At 47.4% G+C, this 17,318-nt stretch carries 14 protein-coding genes and 8 tRNA genes; 14 read left to right on the top strand and 8 right to left on the bottom strand.

The features are described from left to right. Nucleotides 1-108 precede the first annotated feature (108 nt). Complete coding sequence (locus tag BFR57_RS01685) at nt 109-702, top strand: phosphatase PAP2 family protein (protein WP_083404988.1); 594 nt, start codon at nt 109-111, stop codon at nt 700-702. Between the two features lie 8 nt (nt 703-710). Continuing rightward, the gene (locus tag BFR57_RS01690) at nt 711-1,736 is read left to right on the top strand and encodes a glycosyltransferase family protein (protein WP_071462346.1); all 1,026 of its coding nucleotides are present in this window, start codon (nt 711-713) and stop codon (nt 1,734-1,736) included. A gap of 16 nt (nt 1,737-1,752) precedes the next feature. On the opposite strand, the gene BFR57_RS01695 is transcribed toward BFR57_RS01690, so the two are convergent. From BFR57_RS01695 to BFR57_RS01705, 3 genes are all read right to left on the bottom strand, one after another. Then, nucleotides 1,753-1,829 (bottom strand) — tRNA-Asn (locus tag BFR57_RS01695). 27 nt (nt 1,830-1,856) lie between these two features. After that, nucleotides 1,857-1,933 (bottom strand) — tRNA-Asn (locus tag BFR57_RS01700). A 728-nt stretch (nt 1,934-2,661) separates the two neighbouring features. Continuing rightward, complete coding sequence (locus tag BFR57_RS01705) at nt 2,662-3,852, bottom strand: pyridoxal phosphate-dependent aminotransferase (protein WP_071462347.1); 1,191 nt, start codon at nt 3,850-3,852, stop codon at nt 2,662-2,664. Between the two features lie 135 nt (nt 3,853-3,987). On the opposite strand from BFR57_RS01705, the gene BFR57_RS01710 reads away from it, so the two are divergent. The 4 genes from BFR57_RS01710 (at nt 3,988) to BFR57_RS01720 (ending at nt 8,107) form a co-directional block, all read left to right on the top strand. After that, nucleotides 3,988-5,346: an MATE family efflux transporter gene (locus tag BFR57_RS01710; RefSeq protein WP_071462348.1), complete on the top strand. Its 1,359-nt coding sequence runs from the start codon at nt 3,988-3,990 to the stop codon at nt 5,344-5,346. Beyond that, on the top strand, nt 5,339-7,369 hold the full coding sequence (uvrB, locus tag BFR57_RS01715; RefSeq protein ID WP_071462349.1) for an excinuclease ABC subunit UvrB: 2,031 nt from the start codon (nt 5,339-5,341) through the stop codon (nt 7,367-7,369). Before BFR57_RS01710 ends, uvrB begins: the two co-directional genes overlap by 8 nt. A gap of 68 nt (nt 7,370-7,437) precedes the next feature. Beyond that, on the top strand, nt 7,438-7,632 hold the full coding sequence (locus BFR57_RS12675; protein ID WP_083404989.1) for a DUF2061 domain-containing protein: 195 nt from the start codon (nt 7,438-7,440) through the stop codon (nt 7,630-7,632). Then, complete coding sequence (locus BFR57_RS01720; RefSeq protein ID WP_083404990.1) at nt 7,577-8,107, top strand: DUF2919 family protein; 531 nt, start codon at nt 7,577-7,579, stop codon at nt 8,105-8,107. The genes BFR57_RS12675 and BFR57_RS01720 overlap by 56 nt, the downstream gene beginning before the upstream one ends. 11 nt (nt 8,108-8,118) lie before the next feature. Here BFR57_RS01720 and fghA read toward each other — a convergent pair whose 3' ends face one another. Continuing rightward, the gene (fghA, locus tag BFR57_RS01725; protein WP_071462350.1) at nt 8,119-8,946 is read right to left on the bottom strand and encodes an S-formylglutathione hydrolase; all 828 of its coding nucleotides are present in this window, start codon (nt 8,944-8,946) and stop codon (nt 8,119-8,121) included. Between the two features lie 18 nt (nt 8,947-8,964). Further along, nucleotides 8,965-10,083 (bottom strand): S-(hydroxymethyl)glutathione dehydrogenase/class III alcohol dehydrogenase, encoded by a 1,119-nt coding sequence (locus tag BFR57_RS01730; RefSeq protein ID WP_071462351.1) that lies wholly within the window; start codon nt 10,081-10,083, stop codon nt 8,965-8,967. A gap of 123 nt (nt 10,084-10,206) precedes the next feature. On the opposite strand from BFR57_RS01730, the gene BFR57_RS01735 reads away from it, so the two are divergent. Beyond that, nucleotides 10,207-11,085 (top strand): LysR family transcriptional regulator, encoded by an 879-nt coding sequence (locus BFR57_RS01735; protein WP_071462352.1) that lies wholly within the window; start codon nt 10,207-10,209, stop codon nt 11,083-11,085. A gap of 42 nt (nt 11,086-11,127) precedes the next feature. On the opposite strand, the gene BFR57_RS01740 is transcribed toward BFR57_RS01735, so the two are convergent. Both BFR57_RS01740 and BFR57_RS01745 read right to left on the bottom strand, forming a co-directional pair. Further along, nucleotides 11,128-11,203: transfer RNA gene (locus BFR57_RS01740), tRNA-Val, on the bottom strand. Between the two features lie 31 nt (nt 11,204-11,234). Beyond that, nucleotides 11,235-11,310: transfer RNA gene (locus BFR57_RS01745), tRNA-Val, on the bottom strand. Nucleotides 11,311-11,502: 192 nt separating this feature from the next. On the opposite strand from BFR57_RS01745, the gene gltX reads away from it, so the two are divergent. From gltX to BFR57_RS01770, 5 genes are all read left to right on the top strand, one after another. Further along, nucleotides 11,503-12,912, top strand: coding sequence for a glutamate--tRNA ligase (gene gltX / locus BFR57_RS01750; protein ID WP_071462353.1), 1,410 nt, complete (start codon nt 11,503-11,505; stop codon nt 12,910-12,912). Nucleotides 12,913-13,052: 140 nt separating this feature from the next. Further along, a tRNA-Ala gene (locus tag BFR57_RS01755) sits at nt 13,053-13,128 on the top strand. Nucleotides 13,129-13,160: 32 nt separating this feature from the next. Then, a tRNA-Glu gene (locus tag BFR57_RS01760) sits at nt 13,161-13,236 on the top strand. Nucleotides 13,237-13,266: 30 nt separating this feature from the next. Next, a tRNA-Glu gene (locus BFR57_RS01765) sits at nt 13,267-13,342 on the top strand. Between the two features lie 27 nt (nt 13,343-13,369). Then, nucleotides 13,370-13,445: transfer RNA gene (locus BFR57_RS01770), tRNA-Glu, on the top strand. A gap of 55 nt (nt 13,446-13,500) precedes the next feature. On the opposite strand, the gene BFR57_RS01775 is transcribed toward BFR57_RS01770, so the two are convergent. Continuing rightward, a complete protein-coding gene (locus tag BFR57_RS01775; RefSeq protein WP_071462354.1) occupies nt 13,501-14,136 on the bottom strand; it encodes an arylesterase in 636 nt (211 codons plus the stop codon). A gap of 3 nt (nt 14,137-14,139) precedes the next feature. On the opposite strand from BFR57_RS01775, the gene BFR57_RS01780 reads away from it, so the two are divergent. Continuing rightward, on the top strand, nt 14,140-14,820 hold the full coding sequence (locus BFR57_RS01780) for an ABC transporter ATP-binding protein (protein ID WP_071462355.1): 681 nt from the start codon (nt 14,140-14,142) through the stop codon (nt 14,818-14,820). Then, nucleotides 14,810-17,317, top strand: a complete 2,508-nt coding sequence (locus BFR57_RS01785; RefSeq protein WP_071462356.1) for an FtsX-like permease family protein — start codon at nt 14,810-14,812, stop codon at nt 17,315-17,317. Before BFR57_RS01780 ends, BFR57_RS01785 begins: the two co-directional genes overlap by 11 nt. The last annotated feature ends 1 nt before the right edge of the window (nt 17,318 follow it).

A 17,318-nucleotide genomic window follows, 5' to 3' on the forward strand; every position in this document is an offset into this window, starting at 1 on the left:
AATCAGCGCCTATTATCGGTGTTTTGACGTTGATAAACAACAGACAGAGGTCAATAGAAGTAGCAAGAATGCCGTGATTTTGTCATTGATATTTAACGTAACTGACGCGTGACTGTCATTTTGTTAGCGCAATGTAATCTGCAAGCCAATAAACGGGGCATTGTCATGGTCTGGTTAACAGCATTGCAAGAAACCGCGTTACGTGTTGATTTAAGTTGGTTTGCACGTATTCATCGTTTAAACCAACGCCGTTGGATTGCCAATATTGCTCGGTGTTTGTCACGCTCAGGTGATGGTTATTGGTACTTTATCGCTGGACTAGTATTTGTTTTACACAGTGCCGACGGTCAAGCCTTCTTTATCGCATGTGCTGCCATTTTTCTCGTTGAGCGTCCGCTGTATTGGTGGCTAAAAAACAAGTTTAAACGGGCACGACCAACACCGTTAGTTGCTTCTAAAAAGCTATTTGTCGCTCAGGATGAGTTCAGCTTTCCCTCCGGTCATACCTGCGCGGCCTTTATCTTCGTCACCTGCCTTTCTTACTACTATCCCGTTTTCGCATTGTGTCTTTTGCCTTGGGCGTGTGCTGTTGGAGTCTCGCGTGTGGTGGTGGGGGCACACTATGTGTCGGATGTTTGTGTCGGCGCCTTACTCGGCATTGCGTTTGTCGAAACATTCTTTCTTATCCATTCCGCTTTTTAAGGTCGATTATGCGTATTTTGTTTGGTATTCAAGGGACCGGTAATGGTCATTTAAGCCGTTGCCACACGTTATCAAAATGGCTAAATCATTATGCGGTTGATGTGGACTACTTAATCTCGGGACGTGAGCCGAGCCATTTATTTGATATGAGCGCATTTGGCGACTATCAATGGCGTCAAGGACTGAGCTTTGCTACTCAAAATGGCCGGGTTGATTATTTAAACTCTTATCGACGCAATTCTTTTAAACAGTTTTGGTCAGACGTAAAAACGCTCGATCTTTCTGCTTATGACCTTGTTCTGACTGATTATGAGCCTGTTACCGCATGGGCTGCCAAGCGCGCCCATAAGCCGTGTATTGGAATTGGCCGACAGTACGCATTTAAAGAGCCATCACTTTACGCTAAGTTAACGTTACTTCAGCGTGGTCTCATTGACTATTTTGCTCCGGCTACGCGCTGGCTCGGTATGCATTGGCAGCCGCTTGATAATTGTATTGCACCGATAGTAAGGGAACATCAATCCGAGCGTGAGATCAGTCAGCGTCATGTTTTGGTTTACTTACCTTTTGAAAATTTAGAGCAAGTGGTTGACGCGCTCATTCCACTAAAGTCCTATCAATTTTCAGTTTTTCATCCAAGCATCCAACAGACAGACAATCTTGATGCGCCCCACATTTTCGGCTTTCCACCGTCACGAGAGAGTTTTAAGCGTCAGTTTGAAAGTGCAGAGTACGTGTTAGCTAATGCAGGGTTTGAAACCAGCTGTGAAGCGCTGCAGGGCGAAAAAAAATTTGCTGTTAAACCACTGCGCGGACAGTTCGAGCAACACTGGAACGCGAAGCTGTTGTCAGATAGTCACTTGGCACAGGTAATAGAAGAGATTTCTGAGGACAGCGTGCAGGCTTGGCTTGCGAGCCATCAAAGTTCATCGCTGAACTGTCAGTGGCCAAACATGGCGGATAATATTGCGTTCTGGATTAAACAAGGTGCAGAAGGTAGTGCACAGAATAATTTAACGAAACTTTGGCGTTAAGAGGAACTTAAAAGATTGGCTCCCCAGGTTGGATTCGAACCAACGACACATGGATTAACAGTCCACCGCTCTAACCAACTGAGCTACTGGGGAATAACAAATTGCAGAGTTAAAACGCGTTGGCTCCCCAGGTTGGATTCGAACCAACGACACATGGATTAACAGTCCACCGCTCTAACCAACTGAGCTACTGGGGAACACGTCTTAACGGCGACGAATATTAAAGACCTATGCCGCGCCTGTCAACTAGAGATACAGTATTTTTACTGTTTTTTGGTTTGACTGATTAAATCTTGTGCGAGTGTTTATTTTGTAGCCTTACATGCAAAAGTTGGGTCTAATGCCTCCGTAGAGAAATGTCAAGTGACTGTCACAGATGCCTTTATATCTAATGTTATAATTTGTTGCGAGTTAAGGATATCCACACATGGCTGAAATCCGCATCAGCCACAGCCTACAGGATCTTATCCACGGATTCTGTGGATAACCCTGTGTCTAAGTGTGTGAAATAGTACGTTTAGTGCGGTTTGTAGGCAAAATTAATGATTGTTCAGAAAATCGCTCTATCAAATAAAACCCAATAAAAACAAAGGTTTAATAAAAAATTGTAAAAATCAAAAAGGACCGGTTGAAGAACGCGTTAAGATTGCCCGAAGAATCAGCAACTTGTGTATTTCTTATTTAATTTGGGTATTTTTTCAACACGTTTGGCAAGGCTTTTGCGAGCTTTAATTGCTGAACCCAACGCCGCATTTGTATAACGTTTTTGTTCTATATCGCGTATTTTAGCGACTGTATTGTAATAAAAATGTCTTACGAGTTTGGTCGGCTTTAGTGGGTGAAATAGGCATTCATGTAGGAATGAAAGTTAAAAAAAAGCCTCGTTAGCATGCTAACGAGGCCGTAATGTCGATAAAGCTAGGTTTTAACCCAGCTTAGCAACGAATGCTTTAATACGTGAGACGGCTTCTTTAAGTGTGTCTAGACTTGTCGCGAACGATAGGCGACAGTAGCCTTCGGTACCAAAGGCTGATCCAGGTACTAATGCCACATTAGCTTCCGTCAGAAGCTTTTCACACAATTCAACATCGTTAGAGGCACCGGCTTTATCCATTAATCCCTGAATACGCGCGAAGGTGTAAAAGGTACCATCACCTTTGACGCATTCGATACCGTCGATTTCGTTAAGTGCTTCTACCAAGTAATCGTGACGTTCCTTGAAGGCACTGACCATTGTATCGATGCAGCTTTGGTCGCCATTTAAAGCAGCTGCTGCCGCATGTTGGCTGATGCTGGCTGGATTAGACGTACTTTGCGACTGGATTTTTTTCATCGCTGCAATGATTGGCGCTGGGCCTGCTGCGTAACCAATACGCCAACCGGTCATTGCATAGGCTTTCGAAACACCTGATAAGATAACCGTGCGCTCGCGTAATTCAGGCGCAACCATCACAATATTAGCGAATTGGCTACGATCCCATAAAATATGCTCATACATATCGTCTGTCGCGATCAGCACATTAGGGAAGTCAACCAGTACATCAGCAAGTGCGCGTAGCTCCTCTGCTGAGTACGCCGTGCCACTCGGGTTAGATGGGCTGTTGATAAACATTAAACGGGTTTTGTCGGTTAATGAATCACGCAATTGCTCAGGAGTGATTTTAAAGCGCTGCTCTAAATGGGTGTGTACGATAACAGGCTCTGCTTCAACCAGTTTGACCATATCCGGATATGAAACCCAGTAAGGCGCCGGTATCACCACTTCATCACCTGGGTTCAGCCAAGCACTCAGTAAATTAAAAATACTATGTTTACCACCAGCCGAGACGATGATTTCATCAAGACCATAATCGAGTTGATTATCGCGCTTAAACTTGTCGGCCACCGCTTGTTTAAGTTCGACAATACCATCAACCGCAGTGTACTTGGTTTTGCCAGACTCGATAGCTGCGATAGCGGCTTGTTTGACGAAGTCAGGAGTATCAAAATCGGGTTCACCGACTCCTAGACCGATGACATCTTTGCCCGCACTTCTTAACTCGTTGGCTTTCTGTGTCACCGCGAGTGTTGGTGAAGGTTGGATCGAATTAACGCGCTTTGATAGCTGATAGTCCACTACGAATTCCTTCCGATTATGCCTATGTAAACTGCTCTCTACTATACGTATCGGTGGCGCTAAAGTCTATCAACATAGCCAAACAATGGGTGTTTGCTGTACACTACGTAAGTTCATTCAAGAGGAGGTATTTTCATGGCTACAACCGACGCATCTCGAAGTCTTATCAACGCGCCGGTTGGAAAAACGCTATGGGAAATGACTTGGCCAGTAATCTTTGGCGTGGCAACGCTGATAAGCTTTAATGTCGTTGATACCTTCTTTATCAGTCTGCTGGGCACCGACCCGCTTGCAGCGGTCAGCTTTACCTTCCCTATTACCTTTACGGTGGTCAGTTTGACTATTGGTTTAGGTATTGGTACGTCGGCGGTAATCGCGCGAAAATATGGTCGAGATAAACCGCAAGAAGCGCAGTTTGACGGCTTTGCCGCGCTCTCGGTTTCCGCTTTACTTGTTCTGATGCTGTCAGCCGTTGGCTATATTTTCATGGACAGTATTTTTACCCTCCTGCAAGCACAACAACGTTTACTGCCGCTGATCCGTGAATATATGACGCTATGGTTTGCGGGCAGCGTAATGTTGGTTACGCCAATGGTCGGCAATGCGGTGTTGCGCGCATCGGGCGACACGCGAACGCCATCATTGATTATGGCCTCGGGCGGTTTGGCGAATGCGATTTTTGATCCGATCCTTATCTTTGGTTGGGGACCTATCCCTGCGATGGGTATTGAAGGCGCGGCGCTGGCCAGTGTGATTTCTTGGTTGAGTGGTGTGGTGTTAGTGTTCTGGTTACTCAACCGTAAGCAGCTCATACGGGTGCGTATTGAAACGACACGCGGATTGTTTCGCGAGTGGTTGGATGCTGCGCGCGCCATACTGAAAATTGGTCTGCCAGCGGCAGGTGCGAACATCCTTACACCGCTCGCGATGTCGGTCATGACGGCTATTATTGCATCCTATGGGGCGGCCGCGGTGGCGGCATTTGGCGTCGGCACTCGACTCGAATCGCTGGCGAGTATCATTATTTTGGCGCTATCCATGTCGTTACCGCCGTTGATTAGTCAAAACTTTGGTGCCAATCGAGTTGATCGGGTACGTGAGGCCTATGGTAAAGCCTTAAAAGCGGTATTTGCCATTCAACTGGTTATCTACGCGGCGATGGCAATAACCGCACCGTGGATAGCGATGGCATTTGCCAAAGAGCAAGAAGTGGCGCGTATTGTTGAACTGTTTATTTATATAATGCCCATCGGGTATGGCTTTCAGGGGTGGATCATTCTCTCGAACTCAAGTTTTAATGCCATTCATAAACCCATGCGTGCGCTCGGCTTAAGTGTCATCCGCTTATTTGTTTTTTTCGTACCCTTGTCCTACTTAGGAAGTCTACTAGCGGACCTGCACGGCTTATTTATTGGCGGTGTGGTGGCTAATATCATTACAGCGGCTATCGCTTATATATGGTTTACGCGAGCGCTGAGGAGGGTTGGTGAGTAAAGCATTTGAATTAATATCGAGTTACCAGCCTGCAGGTGATCAGCCTGCGGCGATTGAAAAAATTCTAGAGAATTTAGACGCGGGTCTTGCCCATCAAACTTTACTCGGCGTCACAGGCTCGGGTAAGACGTTTACCATGGCTAACGTGATTGCGCAGTCGCAACGCCCGACGCTCATTCTGGCTCACAATAAAACGTTGGCAGCACAGCTCTATGGTGAGATGAAAGAATTCTTCCCTAATAATGCTGTCGAATATTTTGTGTCCTATTACGATTATTATCAGCCCGAAGCTTATGTACCCACCACCGACACCTTTATTGAAAAAGACGCGTCGATAAACGACCACATTGAACAAATGCGTCTGTCAGCGACAAAAGCGTTGATGGAGCGCCGTGATGTTGTGTTGGTGGCTTCGGTTTCGGCTATTTATGGTTTGGGTGATCCCGAATCATATATGAAGATGATGTTGCATTTGCGTCGTGGCGATATTATTGACCAGCGCGATATTTTGCGGCGCTTGGCGCAGCTACAGTATAAGCGTAACGATGCGGCTTTCGAACGAGGCACCTATCGTGTGCGCGGTGAGGTCATTGACATTTTCCCCGCTGAATCGGAAGAACTTGCAGTGCGCGTTGAACTATTTGATAACGAAGTCGATCGTATCAGCTTTTTCGAACCGCTCACCGGGCAGGTGACTGAAGCGGATGTTGCACGTGCGACCATCTATCCAAAGACACACTATGTCACGCCACGTGAAGTTTTGGTCGAAGCGATTGAGAAAATCAAAGACGAGTTGAAAGATCGCCGAGATGTATTGCTGAAGCAAAATAAATTGCTTGAAGAGCAACGTATTAATCAGCGCACTCAGTTTGATATTGAGATGATGTTGGAGCTTGGCTATTGCTCCGGCATCGAAAATTATTCACGTTATCTCTCTGGACGTGCGCCCGGTGAGCCGCCACCCACGTTGATGGATTACTTACCTGACGACGCGCTGCTTATTATTGATGAGTCTCATGTGACGGTATCGCAGGTCGGCGCTATGTATAAGGGTGACCGCTCACGAAAGGAAAACCTGGTGGAGTATGGCTTTCGACTGCCGAGTGCGCTGGATAACCGACCGTTAAAGTTTGATGAATTCGAAGCTATTGCACCACAAACAGTTTATGTTTCTGCAACACCTGGTAAATATGAGCTTGAACGCAGTAGTGGTGAGGTGGTTGAGCAGGTCGTGCGACCCACAGGTTTAGTGGATCCGATTATTGAAGTGCGGCCGGTAGCGACGCAGGTCGATGATTTAATGTCTGAAGTCCGTTTGCGCGTGGAAAAAGAAGAACGTGTACTCGCGACAACATTGACCAAAAAGATGGCCGAAGACTTAAGTGACTACCTCGATGAACACGGCATCCGTGTACGCTATCTTCACTCAGACATTGATACGGTCGAACGAATGGAGATTATTCGCGACTTGCGACTCGGTGAGTTTGATGTGTTGGTCGGCATTAACTTGCTGCGAGAAGGCCTTGATATGCCGGAAGTTTCCCTAGTCGCCATTCTTGATGCTGATAAAGAGGGCTTCTTACGCTCTGATCGTTCTTTGATTCAGACCATTGGTCGTGCAGCACGTAACGTGAATGGTAAGGCGATTCTCTATGGCGATCGGATTACTGGTTCGATGCAACGCGCGATTGAGGAGACGGATCGTCGCCGTGAAAAGCAAATCGCATTTAACGAAGAGCATGGTATCACGCCGCAAAAATTGAATAAGAAAGTCACCGACGTGATGGACTTAGGGCAAGGCGGTGCAAACCGTAAAAACCGAGCGGCGAAGGCCGTTGCCGAGGTTGCTTCAGGCTATGATCCACGCACCGTGATGATCAAAGACACGAATGCGGTGATTAAAGAAATCGAAGCAAAAGAAAAAGAAATGTACGAAGCGGCTCAAAACCTTGAGTTTGAGAAGGCGGCACAATTACGAGACGATATCAAAACATTACGTGAGCAACTTAAGCGAGCAGTTTAATCGGTTTTTATAATTAGAAATGTAAATCGTAATTGCTATCATTTCGTTAGACAGGAATGGAGGGCATTATGATAAAGACAGCTAGTTTTGCCGTGATGCATTTCTCAATCGCTTTTACAGTGGTTTGGGTGATGACAGGCGATATCGTGATGGGCGGTGCCGTGGCATTGATTGAGCCACTGGTAAACACAGTAGGTTATTATTTCCATGAAAAGATCTGGCAACGGAGCGGCGTTCGTCGAACGAGCGCGTTATCTGGATAAAGAGGGGCGCGCGAGCACTCCTCTATTTTTCATTTGGGTCACATTCTTTTTATGCCGCGGTTATCTTGCGGGTATTGTTTCGCTCACTTTTAATGAAGATCGCACGCGTTTACTTTCATTATTTTATAAAAGTTCAGAACAATTTGGTCTCATGCTTCTGGTTGGCATGCCTGCCTTACTTGTACTGTTGGCGACGAGTTTCGCAAAGGAGGATGGTTACAACTGGGCTAATCATGTGATGCGAGCGGCACAGCCACTGATGTGGGCCTCCCTCGTGTTAGATGCGATATTAATTAGTAGTTTGTTACTGCATCAACATGGCAGTTTTTCTTGGGGTAAAGCGAGTATTATTTTAGCGTGGTTTGTTAGCCTCTGGTACGTGACTAAGTCGCGGCAATGGCGCTTCTATCGGCGTCATCTCGCTGAAAAGCCCGAATCATCGGTGTCCGAAGACACCGATACATCAGCGCAATAAGGGTGAGCGTGTTAGAGCAGATAATGCGCGTGGAAGCGTAACTGCTCTTCAATGAAACTGCTGATAAAGTAGTAGCTATGATCGTAGCCTTCGTGCAGATAAACAGCGCCCGGTCCGTCTGTTTCGTCGAATACAGCTTGCAAAGCCTCAGGCTTCAGTTGCTCTTCGAGAAAGTTATCTGCTAAGCCTTGGTCGACGCGAATCGGTCTGACTTGCCCATAAGCTTTGATAAGTTCAACCGCATCATAGTCTTTCCAAGCATCACGGTTGCCTCCCAAATATTGCGTAAACGCATACTCACCCCAGGGGCATTGAGTCGGGTGGGTGATCGGTGAGAATGCCGAAATGCTTTGATAGCGCTCTGGATTCCGCACGCCAATGACAAGCGCGCCATGGCCACCCATGGAGTGACCGGCAATCGAGCGTTTATCCGTTAATGGGAACTGTGCCTCTACGCATTTTGGGAGCTCATCAAGAATGTAGTCGTACATTTGATAGTGCTTTGCCCAAGGCGTTTCGGTGGCATTCAGATAAAAGCCTGCACCTTTGCCAAAGTCATAACGATCTTCGTCGGCTACTTCGTCACCGCGCGGGCTGGTATCAGGAATAATTAGCGCGATACCGAGCTGCGCAGCGACGCGCTGTGCACCTGCTTTAGTAGAGAAGTTCTCATCAGTACAGGTTAGTCCTGATAAAAAGTACACGCTGGGGACTGCATGATGCTCTGCTTGCGGCGGTAGAAACACACTCAATTGCATATCGCAGTTGAGTGTCGAAGAGCGGTGCTTGAGGCGGACTTGACGGCCGCCAAACGTACGTACTTCGCTAACGATTTCCATAGTGGATACCTTTGTCGCTTAGTAGTGAATCACTGAACGAATCGACTTACCTTCGTGCATGAGCTCAAACGCTTCGTTGATCTCTTCAAGTGACATGTTGTGAGTAATGAAGGTATCTAAATCAAACTTTCCATCCATGTACTGTTGCACGTAGTCGGGCAATTGGCTGCGACCTTTGACGCCACCAAAAGCGCTTCCACGCCATACACGACCGGTTACCAGTTGGAATGGGCGGGTTGAGATCTCTTCACCTGCGCCGGCGACACCGATAATTACAGATTCACCCCAGCCTTTGTGACAACACTCAAGTGCTGAACGCATCACTTCTACGTTACCAATACACTCGAATGAGAAGTCGACACCGCCATCGGTCATATCGACAATCACTTCTTGGATAGGCTTGTCGTAATCTGTTGGATTAACAAAATCAGTCGCACCGAGCTGCTTGGCAATTTCGAACTTATCTTCGTTAACATCAACCGCAATAATGCGTGACGCTTTCGCTTGTACAGCACCGATAATGACGGCTAGACCGATACCACCGAGCCCAAATACCGCGACAGTATCACCTTCTTGTACATTAGCTGTGTTCTTAACTGCACCCATGCCGGTAGTGACGCCACAACCGAGTAAGCAGACTTTTTCAAGCGGTGCTTCTTTTGGAATCTTAGCAACGGAAATCTCTGGCAATACGGTGTATTCGGAGAAGGTCGAAGTTCCCATGTAGTGGTAAATCGGCTCGCCGTCTTTTGAGAAACGTGTGGTGCCATCTGGCATTAAGCCTTTACCTTGCGTTGCACGCACGGCTTGGCATAAGTTTGTTTTTCCTGAAGTACAGAATTTACATTCACCACACTCGGCGGTGTACAGTGGAATCACGTGGTCACCAACCTCGACAGAAGTCACGCCTTCGCCGACCGACTCAACAATACCGCCGCCTTCGTGGCCCAAAACGGCTGGGAAGATACCCTCAGGATCAGCGCCTGATAGCGTGTAAGCATCGGTATGACACACGCCTGTCGCAATGATTTTGACGCGCACTTCACCTTTTTTAGGTGGTGCTACATCGATTTCTTCCATTTTCAACGGTTCGCCGGGGCCCCACGCCACGGCTGCACGCGACTTAATTGTTTCCATCTTAGCTTCCTTTATTCGGTATGTGATTGGCTAGTTATACGTTAATGACAGGAACAAGTTTAACTTTTTCTGTTTTAAAGGTAATCTAAACTTTTTACAAATGACTTTTGCAGATACGTAATAATGAAACAATGGCAAGGAATCAGTGAGTTTGTTGCGGTGGCTCAAACATCCAGCTTCACCAGTGCGGCGAAGCAGTTAGGTCTGTCTGTTGCGCAAGTGAGCCGTAATATTGCTGCACTCGAGCAACGTCTGAAACTTCCGTTACTTTACCGGTCGACCCGAAGTGTGAGCTTAACGGAGGAGGGGTTATTGTATTTACCTCATTGCCAACACTTAGTGGCGAGTCTCAATGATGCGGATCAGGCTATCCAACAGCGATCAGAAAAACCACAAGGGTTAATCAGGCTGACCGCTCCAGTATTTTACGGCGAACACGTGATTGCTCCTTTAGTAAACGATTTTTTAAATCAGTATCCCGATTGTCGACTCGACTTTAATCTGACCAATGAGACCTTGGATCTCATTGAGGGACACTACGATTTAGCGATTCGCTTAGGTCACTTAGGTACACCACGGCTGAAAGCGAGTCCGCTGGGTCATCGCAGACACTTTTTAGTCGGAACACCCGAATACTTTGCACGCTTTGGCGAACCCACGGATTTAGCTTCGCTGGCTGATCACCGTTGTTTGACGGGCACGCTCAAGAGTTGGCGTTTTCAGGTGGATGGAAAAGCAAAGTCAGTGCAACCAAATGCATTAGTTCATTGCAATAGCGGTCTAGCGATAAAAGATGCGGTGTGTAAAGGCCTGGGGATAGCGATTCTACCTGATTATTATGTCGCTGATGAGCTTGAAGCTGGTGTCTTACAGGAAGTGCTGACAAAGTATCGTCAACCCGACGATGGTATTTGGGCATTGTATCCTGAGTCGCGACATCGAATTGCGAAAGTCAGAGTATTAATAGACTTTTTGAAGTTGAAGCTAACCGATAACGGTTGAAGTCGTGGGTTTAATTAGAGTAATTCAGGAAGTAAAAAAAGGTGGTGGATGGTACTGGGCTCGAACCAGTGACCCTCGCCTTGTAAGGGCGATGCTCTCCCAACTGAGCTAACCATCCAACGCCAAGGAAAACAACGAAGGGGAAGAAGTGGTGGATGGTACTGGGCTCGAACCAGTGACCCTCGCCTTGTAAGGGCGATGCTCTCCCAACTGAGCTAACCATCCAGTTTTGTCATCGCACTTCTGCGTCGTTGCGAGGAGGCATTATAGGGATACGCGCCAAAGTGTCAAACAAAAAATGCAAAGTTTTTTCTGTTTGCTGACTTTTTAATCATTTTAATTGAATAATGCGCTTTTTGCCTAGGACTGGTAAAATTCACCGGGTCTAATCACTGAATCAAATAAAGGAACACAGTAATGAGTGTAGTTACGCGTTTCGCTCCAAGCCCGACTGGCTATTTACATGTTGGCGGTGCTCGCACAGCGCTTTACTCTTGGCTGGTCGCAAAGGCCCAAGGTGGTGAGTTTGTCTTGCGCATTGAAGATACCGATCGGGAGCGTTCAACGCAGCCGGCGATTGATGCCATCTTAGAGGGTATGGAATGGTTAGGGTTGAACTGGGACCGAGGTCCTTACTATCAAACTAAGCGTTTTGACCGCTATAAAGAATTAGTCGATCAATTACTTGAAGAAGACAAAGCTTATAAATGTTACTGCTCGACCGAGCGGTTGGAAAAAATGCGCGAAGAGCAAATGGAGCGTGGCGAAAAACCGCGTTATGACGGACATTGTCGTGATAATCCAAATGCGTCTGGTGACAGCTACGTGATTCGTTTTCGTAACCCGCAAGAGGGTAGCGTCATTTTTGATGACTTGATCCGCGGTCGTATCGAGTTTTCAAACCAAGAACTTGATGACTTAATCATTGCCCGCAGTGATGGTACGCCAACCTATAATTTCTGTGTTGTCGTGGATGATTGGGAAATGGGTATTACGCATGTGGTGCGAGGCGAAGACCACATCAATAACACGCCGCGTCAGATTAATATTCTAAAAGCTTTAAACGCGCCGGTGCCTTATTACGCACACGTATCGATGATTCTGGGTGATGACGGTAAAAAATTATCTAAACGCCATGGCGCGGTGGGTGTGATGCATTATCGCGATGATGGGTACTTGCCCGAAGCGGTCATTAATTATTTGGCACGCTTAGGTTGGTCGCACGGTGATCAAGAGATATTCAGTAAAGAAGAGTTGGTTAAACTGTTTAAACTAGAGGACGTGAATAAAGCGGCTTCTGCGTTTAACACCGAAAAGCTTAATTGGTTAAACCAGCATTACATGAAGACGTTGCCCGCTGAACAAGTGGCTGATGCGCTAAAATGGCAATTTGATCAACTCGGCGTCGATACGTCGACGGGTCCAGCACTGACATCCATTGTTGGTTTGCAAGCCGATCGTGTGAAAACGTTGAAAGAAATGGCCGCGATTAGCCGTTATTTCTATGAACCAGTGACTGAGTTTGAAGAAAAAGCAGCTAAGAAACACTTGCGCCCTGTAGCTAAAGAACCATTAGAAGCGGTGAAGGCAAGTCTGTCAGGCTTAACGGACTGGACTGCTGAATCAATTCAAGAAGCGATTAATGGCACGGCTGAAGCGCTTGGCGTGGGCATGGGCAAAATTGGCATGCCGTTGCGCGTTGCAGCAACCGGTGGGGGCAACTCACCATCGTTGGATGTTACCTTAGCTCAGTTGGAGCAGCAAAAGGTTATCGAGCGTATTGATCTGGCGCTTGCGTTCATTGCTGAGCGCGAAGCGAGCGCATAATACGCGATTTGCATGTAAAATAGTCAACTTGATATAAAAATCGCCAGTTGGAGATATTTTTTCAAAAAACAGTTGACACTTAAGCGCTCCTCGCAATAGAATGCGCCCCGCTGTCAAGGCAGTTTCGCTGCTAAAGCAGTGGGGCTATAGCTCAGCTGGGAGAGCGCTTGCATGGCATGCAAGAGGTCAGCGGTTCGATCCCGCTTAGCTCCACCAAGTGAAATTTTGATAGCAATGTTAGTGATTGCGTCCCCTTCGTCTAGAGGCCTAGGACACTGCCCTTTCACGGCAGTAACAGGGGTTCGAATCCCCTAGGGGACGCCAATTTTACTAACACGATGCAGTTTTGATTGCGTCCCCTTCGTCTAGAGGCCTAGGACACTGCCCTTTCACGGCAGTAACAGGGGTTCGAATCCCCTAGGGGACGCCATTCAAAAGCATCACAAACAGTTTCTGGGTCCCCTTCGTCTAGAGGCCTAGGACACTGCCCTTTCACGGCAGTAACAGGGGTTCGAATCCCCTAGGGGACGCCAACACTAAACCACCTTCCATGGTGGTTTTTTTGTGCCTGCAATTTATCAACGCGTATTAACTCGATGCCTCGGCGTTTTTAGCCAGCTCAAGTAAGTAAGGTGAAAGAAAATCCGCAATAGCGTCTTGTGCTTCTGCAGTGGGGTGGATGCCATCATCTTGCACGAAGTCTGGGTTCTCTACTAACTCGGTCATAAAAAATGGCACTAGTGTTACATCATACTTTTCTGCCACACGCGTAAACACCGCCTGAAATCGCTTTGAGAAGCGCGGACCATAGTTAGGCGGCACCATGACCTGACTGAGCGCCACTTTAATGCCTTTCGCTTGCGCTTGCTCGATCATATCGGACAAATTAGTCTCAACGGTCGCTAAATCAAACCCTCGCAACCCATCATTGCCACCTAACTCAATAAAGATAGCATCTGGTTGGTGACGTTCGATAACGCCTGGTAAACGGTTTAGGCCGCCACGAGTCGTCTCACCGCTGATACTGGCATTAATTAGTTCAATGTTTGGGTATGCTTGCTGCCAACGCTTTTGCAATTCGGCAACCCAAGTTTGTTGTTGCGAAAGACCATAACCTGCGCTTAGGCTATCTCCTAATACAACAAGTGAAACATTTGCTGCAAAACTACGTATAGATATAAAAATCAAAGTAATACAAGCTAACTTTAATAGGATGTTTTTCATTTTATGCTCATTCAAACTCAACAACTCGAAAAGATAGTCGAAACCTCTGAGGGACCGTTACAGATTTTGCAACCAATTGACCTCGCAATCAATGCCGGTGAGACCGTTGCGATTGTTGGAGCGTCCGGCTCAGGTAAATCAACACTACTATCACTACTCGCTGGGTTAGACATTGCCACCCACGGCGATGTTCTTATAGAAAACGAAAAGTTAAGCGATTTGGATGAGGAACAACGTGCGAAACTACGCGCCGATAAAGTAGGCTTTATTTTTCAGTCGTTTTTGCTAGTGCCTAGCTTAAGCGCATTAGAAAACGTGATGTTACCGGCAGAGCTTGCCGGCCACAAAGGCGCAGAGAAAGAGGCTCGCGAGCTTCTAGAAAAGGTCGGGCTCTCTGACCGCTGGCACCATTACCCTAATCAACTGTCGGGCGGCGAACAGCAACGCGTCGCGATTGCGCGCGCGTTTGTCGGTCAGCCAAAGATTTTATTTGCTGATGAGCCCACCGGTAACCTCGACAGTAAAACCGGTGACAAAGTCGAACAGTTGCTATTTGACTTGAATAAGGATTACGGCACCACCTTAGTAATGGTGACCCACGACACCACGTTAGCGAAACGCTGTCAGCGTATCCTAAACATGGAGGCAGGGCAGCTAGCGGAGGCTTCGCAAGATGTGGCATAAAATATCGTTTCGCTTACTTAAGCAGGAGCTCAAGCGCGGTGAGCTCACGATCATGGCGCTCGCTATCATTTTATCGGTGACCGCGGTTTTATCACTGTCACTGTTTAGCGAGCGCCTGCAGTCGGGGTTGCTTGAACGCAGCAGTGAGTTTCTCGCAGCTGATCGTGTATTAAGCTCACGCAGAGATATTCCGCAGGAATGGCTAGATAAAGCCGATAAAGAGGGGATTCAGAGCGCGTGGCGAGTGATATTTAACTCAATGGCGTTTGCTAACGATAAGCTTGAGCTCGTCGATATCAAGGCGGTATCTGATGGTTATCCGCTACGAGGTGAGCTTAAAGTAGCCGATAAGCCCTTTGTTGAAGGACAAGTCACTAACACACTCCCCCCGGCTGGAGAAGCTTGGGTAGCATCGAGTCTATTCCAAGCGTTATCGCTTGAGATGGGCGATTCTATTGAAGTGGGTAATAGCCGCTTTAAAGTGACTAAGGTCGTGACTTATGAGCCTGATGTAGGTTTTTCTGTGTTCACTGACAGTCCCAATGTCATCATTCGTTATTCACAGCTAGCTGAGACGGGGTTGATTCAGCCCGGCAGCCGCGTGCGTTACAACGTCCTATTCGCCGGAACGCCAACGCAACTGGATAACTACGAGAATTGGCTTCTCCCACAATTGAATGATGACACTCATAGCTGGCGCAGTATCGAAGATGGCGATAGCCCCTTGGCGCGCGCCCTAAATCGCGCTGAACGCTTTATGATGCTGGCGAGTCTGTTAGGTGTAGTACTTGCAGCAACGGCTGTTGCCGTAGCCGCCCAACGCTACTGCCAGCGCAATTATGACGTGGTGGCCATATTTAAAACCTTAGGAGCAGGCAAACAGCAGATCCGTAAGATCTTTGTGCTTCACTTGCTATTGCTTACGGGAATCAGCGTCGGTATTGGCATCTTGTTAGGGTGGCTCATTCAATCTTACGTGATTAACTGGGTCGCTGAACAGTTGGGCGCTTCACTACCATCAGCCAGTTGGCGACCTTATGCGCTCGCTATTGCAACGGGCCTAATTAGTGCGGTGATGTTTACGCTTTACCCGCTATTTAGATTGATTTCTATTCCACCGTTACGTGTACTACACCGTCAAATGGTCGGTGTACAGGCGGTTCGCTGGCTGCAATGGATATTAAGCGGCGGCACGATTTATGGGTTATTGGTGCTGTACTCACAGCAATGGTGGTTATCGACGGCCTTGTTCGTGGGTGGGGCTTTTGCTGCGGGTATCCTGTTGTTGATTGGTCGTCTGCTGATCGGTGCGGGTCGGAAAGCAGGCATGCAAGCAGGGAGTGCTTGGCGTTTAGCGATGGCCGGCTTACAACGACGCGCGTCAGCAAACAGCGTACAGATGCTGAGTTTTTCAACCGCGATTATGTTGTTGCTGTTGGTTATCGTCATGCGCAATGATTTACTTGCGGATTGGCAGCGCCAACTGCCAGCGGATGCACCGAATTATTTTGCGCTAAATATCGCTGAAGAGAAAGTTGACGATTTGCGCGCTATGTTCGCTCGAGAGGACATCGAAGCAACCGATCAATATCCGCTAATCCCGGGTCGGGTAACCCACCATAACGGTACTGAACTGATTGATGAAGTGACCAAAGAAAATCGCGAGGAAGTCGAGCAGGGCGATCGTGAGGAAGGTTTTGGTCGTGAGCTCTCATTGACATGGCGCGATACGGTACCGCCCAACAATGAAATTGTGAGCGGCGAGTGGTGGGGCGATAATGCCGAGCCACAGGTGTCCGTTGAAAAACAAGCGGCTGAACGATTAGAAATCAAAGTGGGCGATACGCTGACATTTAATATCGGCGGTGAAGTATTTACCGTGCCAGTAACGAGTTTGCGAGAGGCGGACTGGGGCTCGCTTCAGCCTAACTTTTACATGATTTTTAATACCAGCACACTCGCTGATTTTCCTGCAACTTATATAACCAGCTTTCACTTAGACAGTGAGCGTAAAGATGAGCTATACCAATTATTTAGACCGTTTCCCGAGGCTTCCTTAATCGATTTGGACGCGATTATTGACCAAATCCGTGAAGTCATCTCGCAGGTCAGTATTGCGATTCTTTTCGTCTTAGTTCTGGTGATGATTGCAGGCGCCTTGGTATTGATAGCGCAAGTACAGGCAAGCATGGAGGAGCGCCAGAAGGAACTGGTTATTCTACGCACTTTGGGCGCTTCAGGTAAGTTGCTAAGTCGAAGTATCAGTTATGAATTTCTTATGTTAGGGGCTATAAGTGGTCTAATAGCGACGATTGCGATGGATTTATCGCTGCTCATTTTACAGACCCAAGTGTTTAACATGGATGCCACCTGGCATTGGCGTTTGTGGTTGGTTGGTCCTATTTCAGGCGCTGTTGTCGTTGCCTTGTTAGGTCGACTCGCGTGTTCGCGTTTGATTCGCCGCAACACGGCACAATTGATACGTAAATTGATTTAAT

It is taken from the genome of Idiomarina sp. MD25a (assembly GCF_001870515.1).
Classification (GTDB): domain Bacteria; phylum Pseudomonadota; class Gammaproteobacteria; order Enterobacterales; family Alteromonadaceae; genus Idiomarina.

Excerpts from the sequence above, each read along its gene's own strand:
- BFR57_RS01710 (WP_071462348.1), top strand. The coding sequence starts at position 3,988 with ATGGCTACAACCGACGCATCTCGAAGTCTTATCAACGCGCCGGTTGGA.
- BFR57_RS01720 (WP_083404990.1), top strand. The coding sequence starts at position 7,577 with ATGAAAAGATCTGGCAACGGAGCGGCGTTCGTCGAACGAGCGCGTTAT.
- BFR57_RS01735 (WP_071462352.1), top strand. The coding sequence starts at position 10,207 with ATGAAACAATGGCAAGGAATCAGTGAGTTTGTTGCGGTGGCTCAAACA.
- BFR57_RS01730 (WP_071462351.1), bottom strand. The coding sequence starts at position 10,083 with ATGGAAACAATTAAGTCGCGTGCAGCCGTGGCGTGGGGCCCCGGCGAA.
- fghA (WP_071462350.1), bottom strand. The coding sequence starts at position 8,946 with ATGGAAATCGTTAGCGAAGTACGTACGTTTGGCGGCCGTCAAGTCCGC.
- BFR57_RS01775 (WP_071462354.1), bottom strand. The coding sequence starts at position 14,136 with ATGAAAAACATCCTATTAAAGTTAGCTTGTATTACTTTGATTTTTATA.
- BFR57_RS01785 (WP_071462356.1), top strand. The coding sequence starts at position 14,810 with ATGTGGCATAAAATATCGTTTCGCTTACTTAAGCAGGAGCTCAAGCGC.
- BFR57_RS01690 (WP_071462346.1), top strand. The coding sequence starts at position 711 with ATGCGTATTTTGTTTGGTATTCAAGGGACCGGTAATGGTCATTTAAGC.
- BFR57_RS12675 (WP_083404989.1), top strand. The coding sequence starts at position 7,438 with ATGATAAAGACAGCTAGTTTTGCCGTGATGCATTTCTCAATCGCTTTT.
- gltX (WP_071462353.1), top strand. The coding sequence starts at position 11,503 with ATGAGTGTAGTTACGCGTTTCGCTCCAAGCCCGACTGGCTATTTACAT.
- BFR57_RS01780 (WP_071462355.1), top strand. The coding sequence starts at position 14,140 with ATGCTCATTCAAACTCAACAACTCGAAAAGATAGTCGAAACCTCTGAG.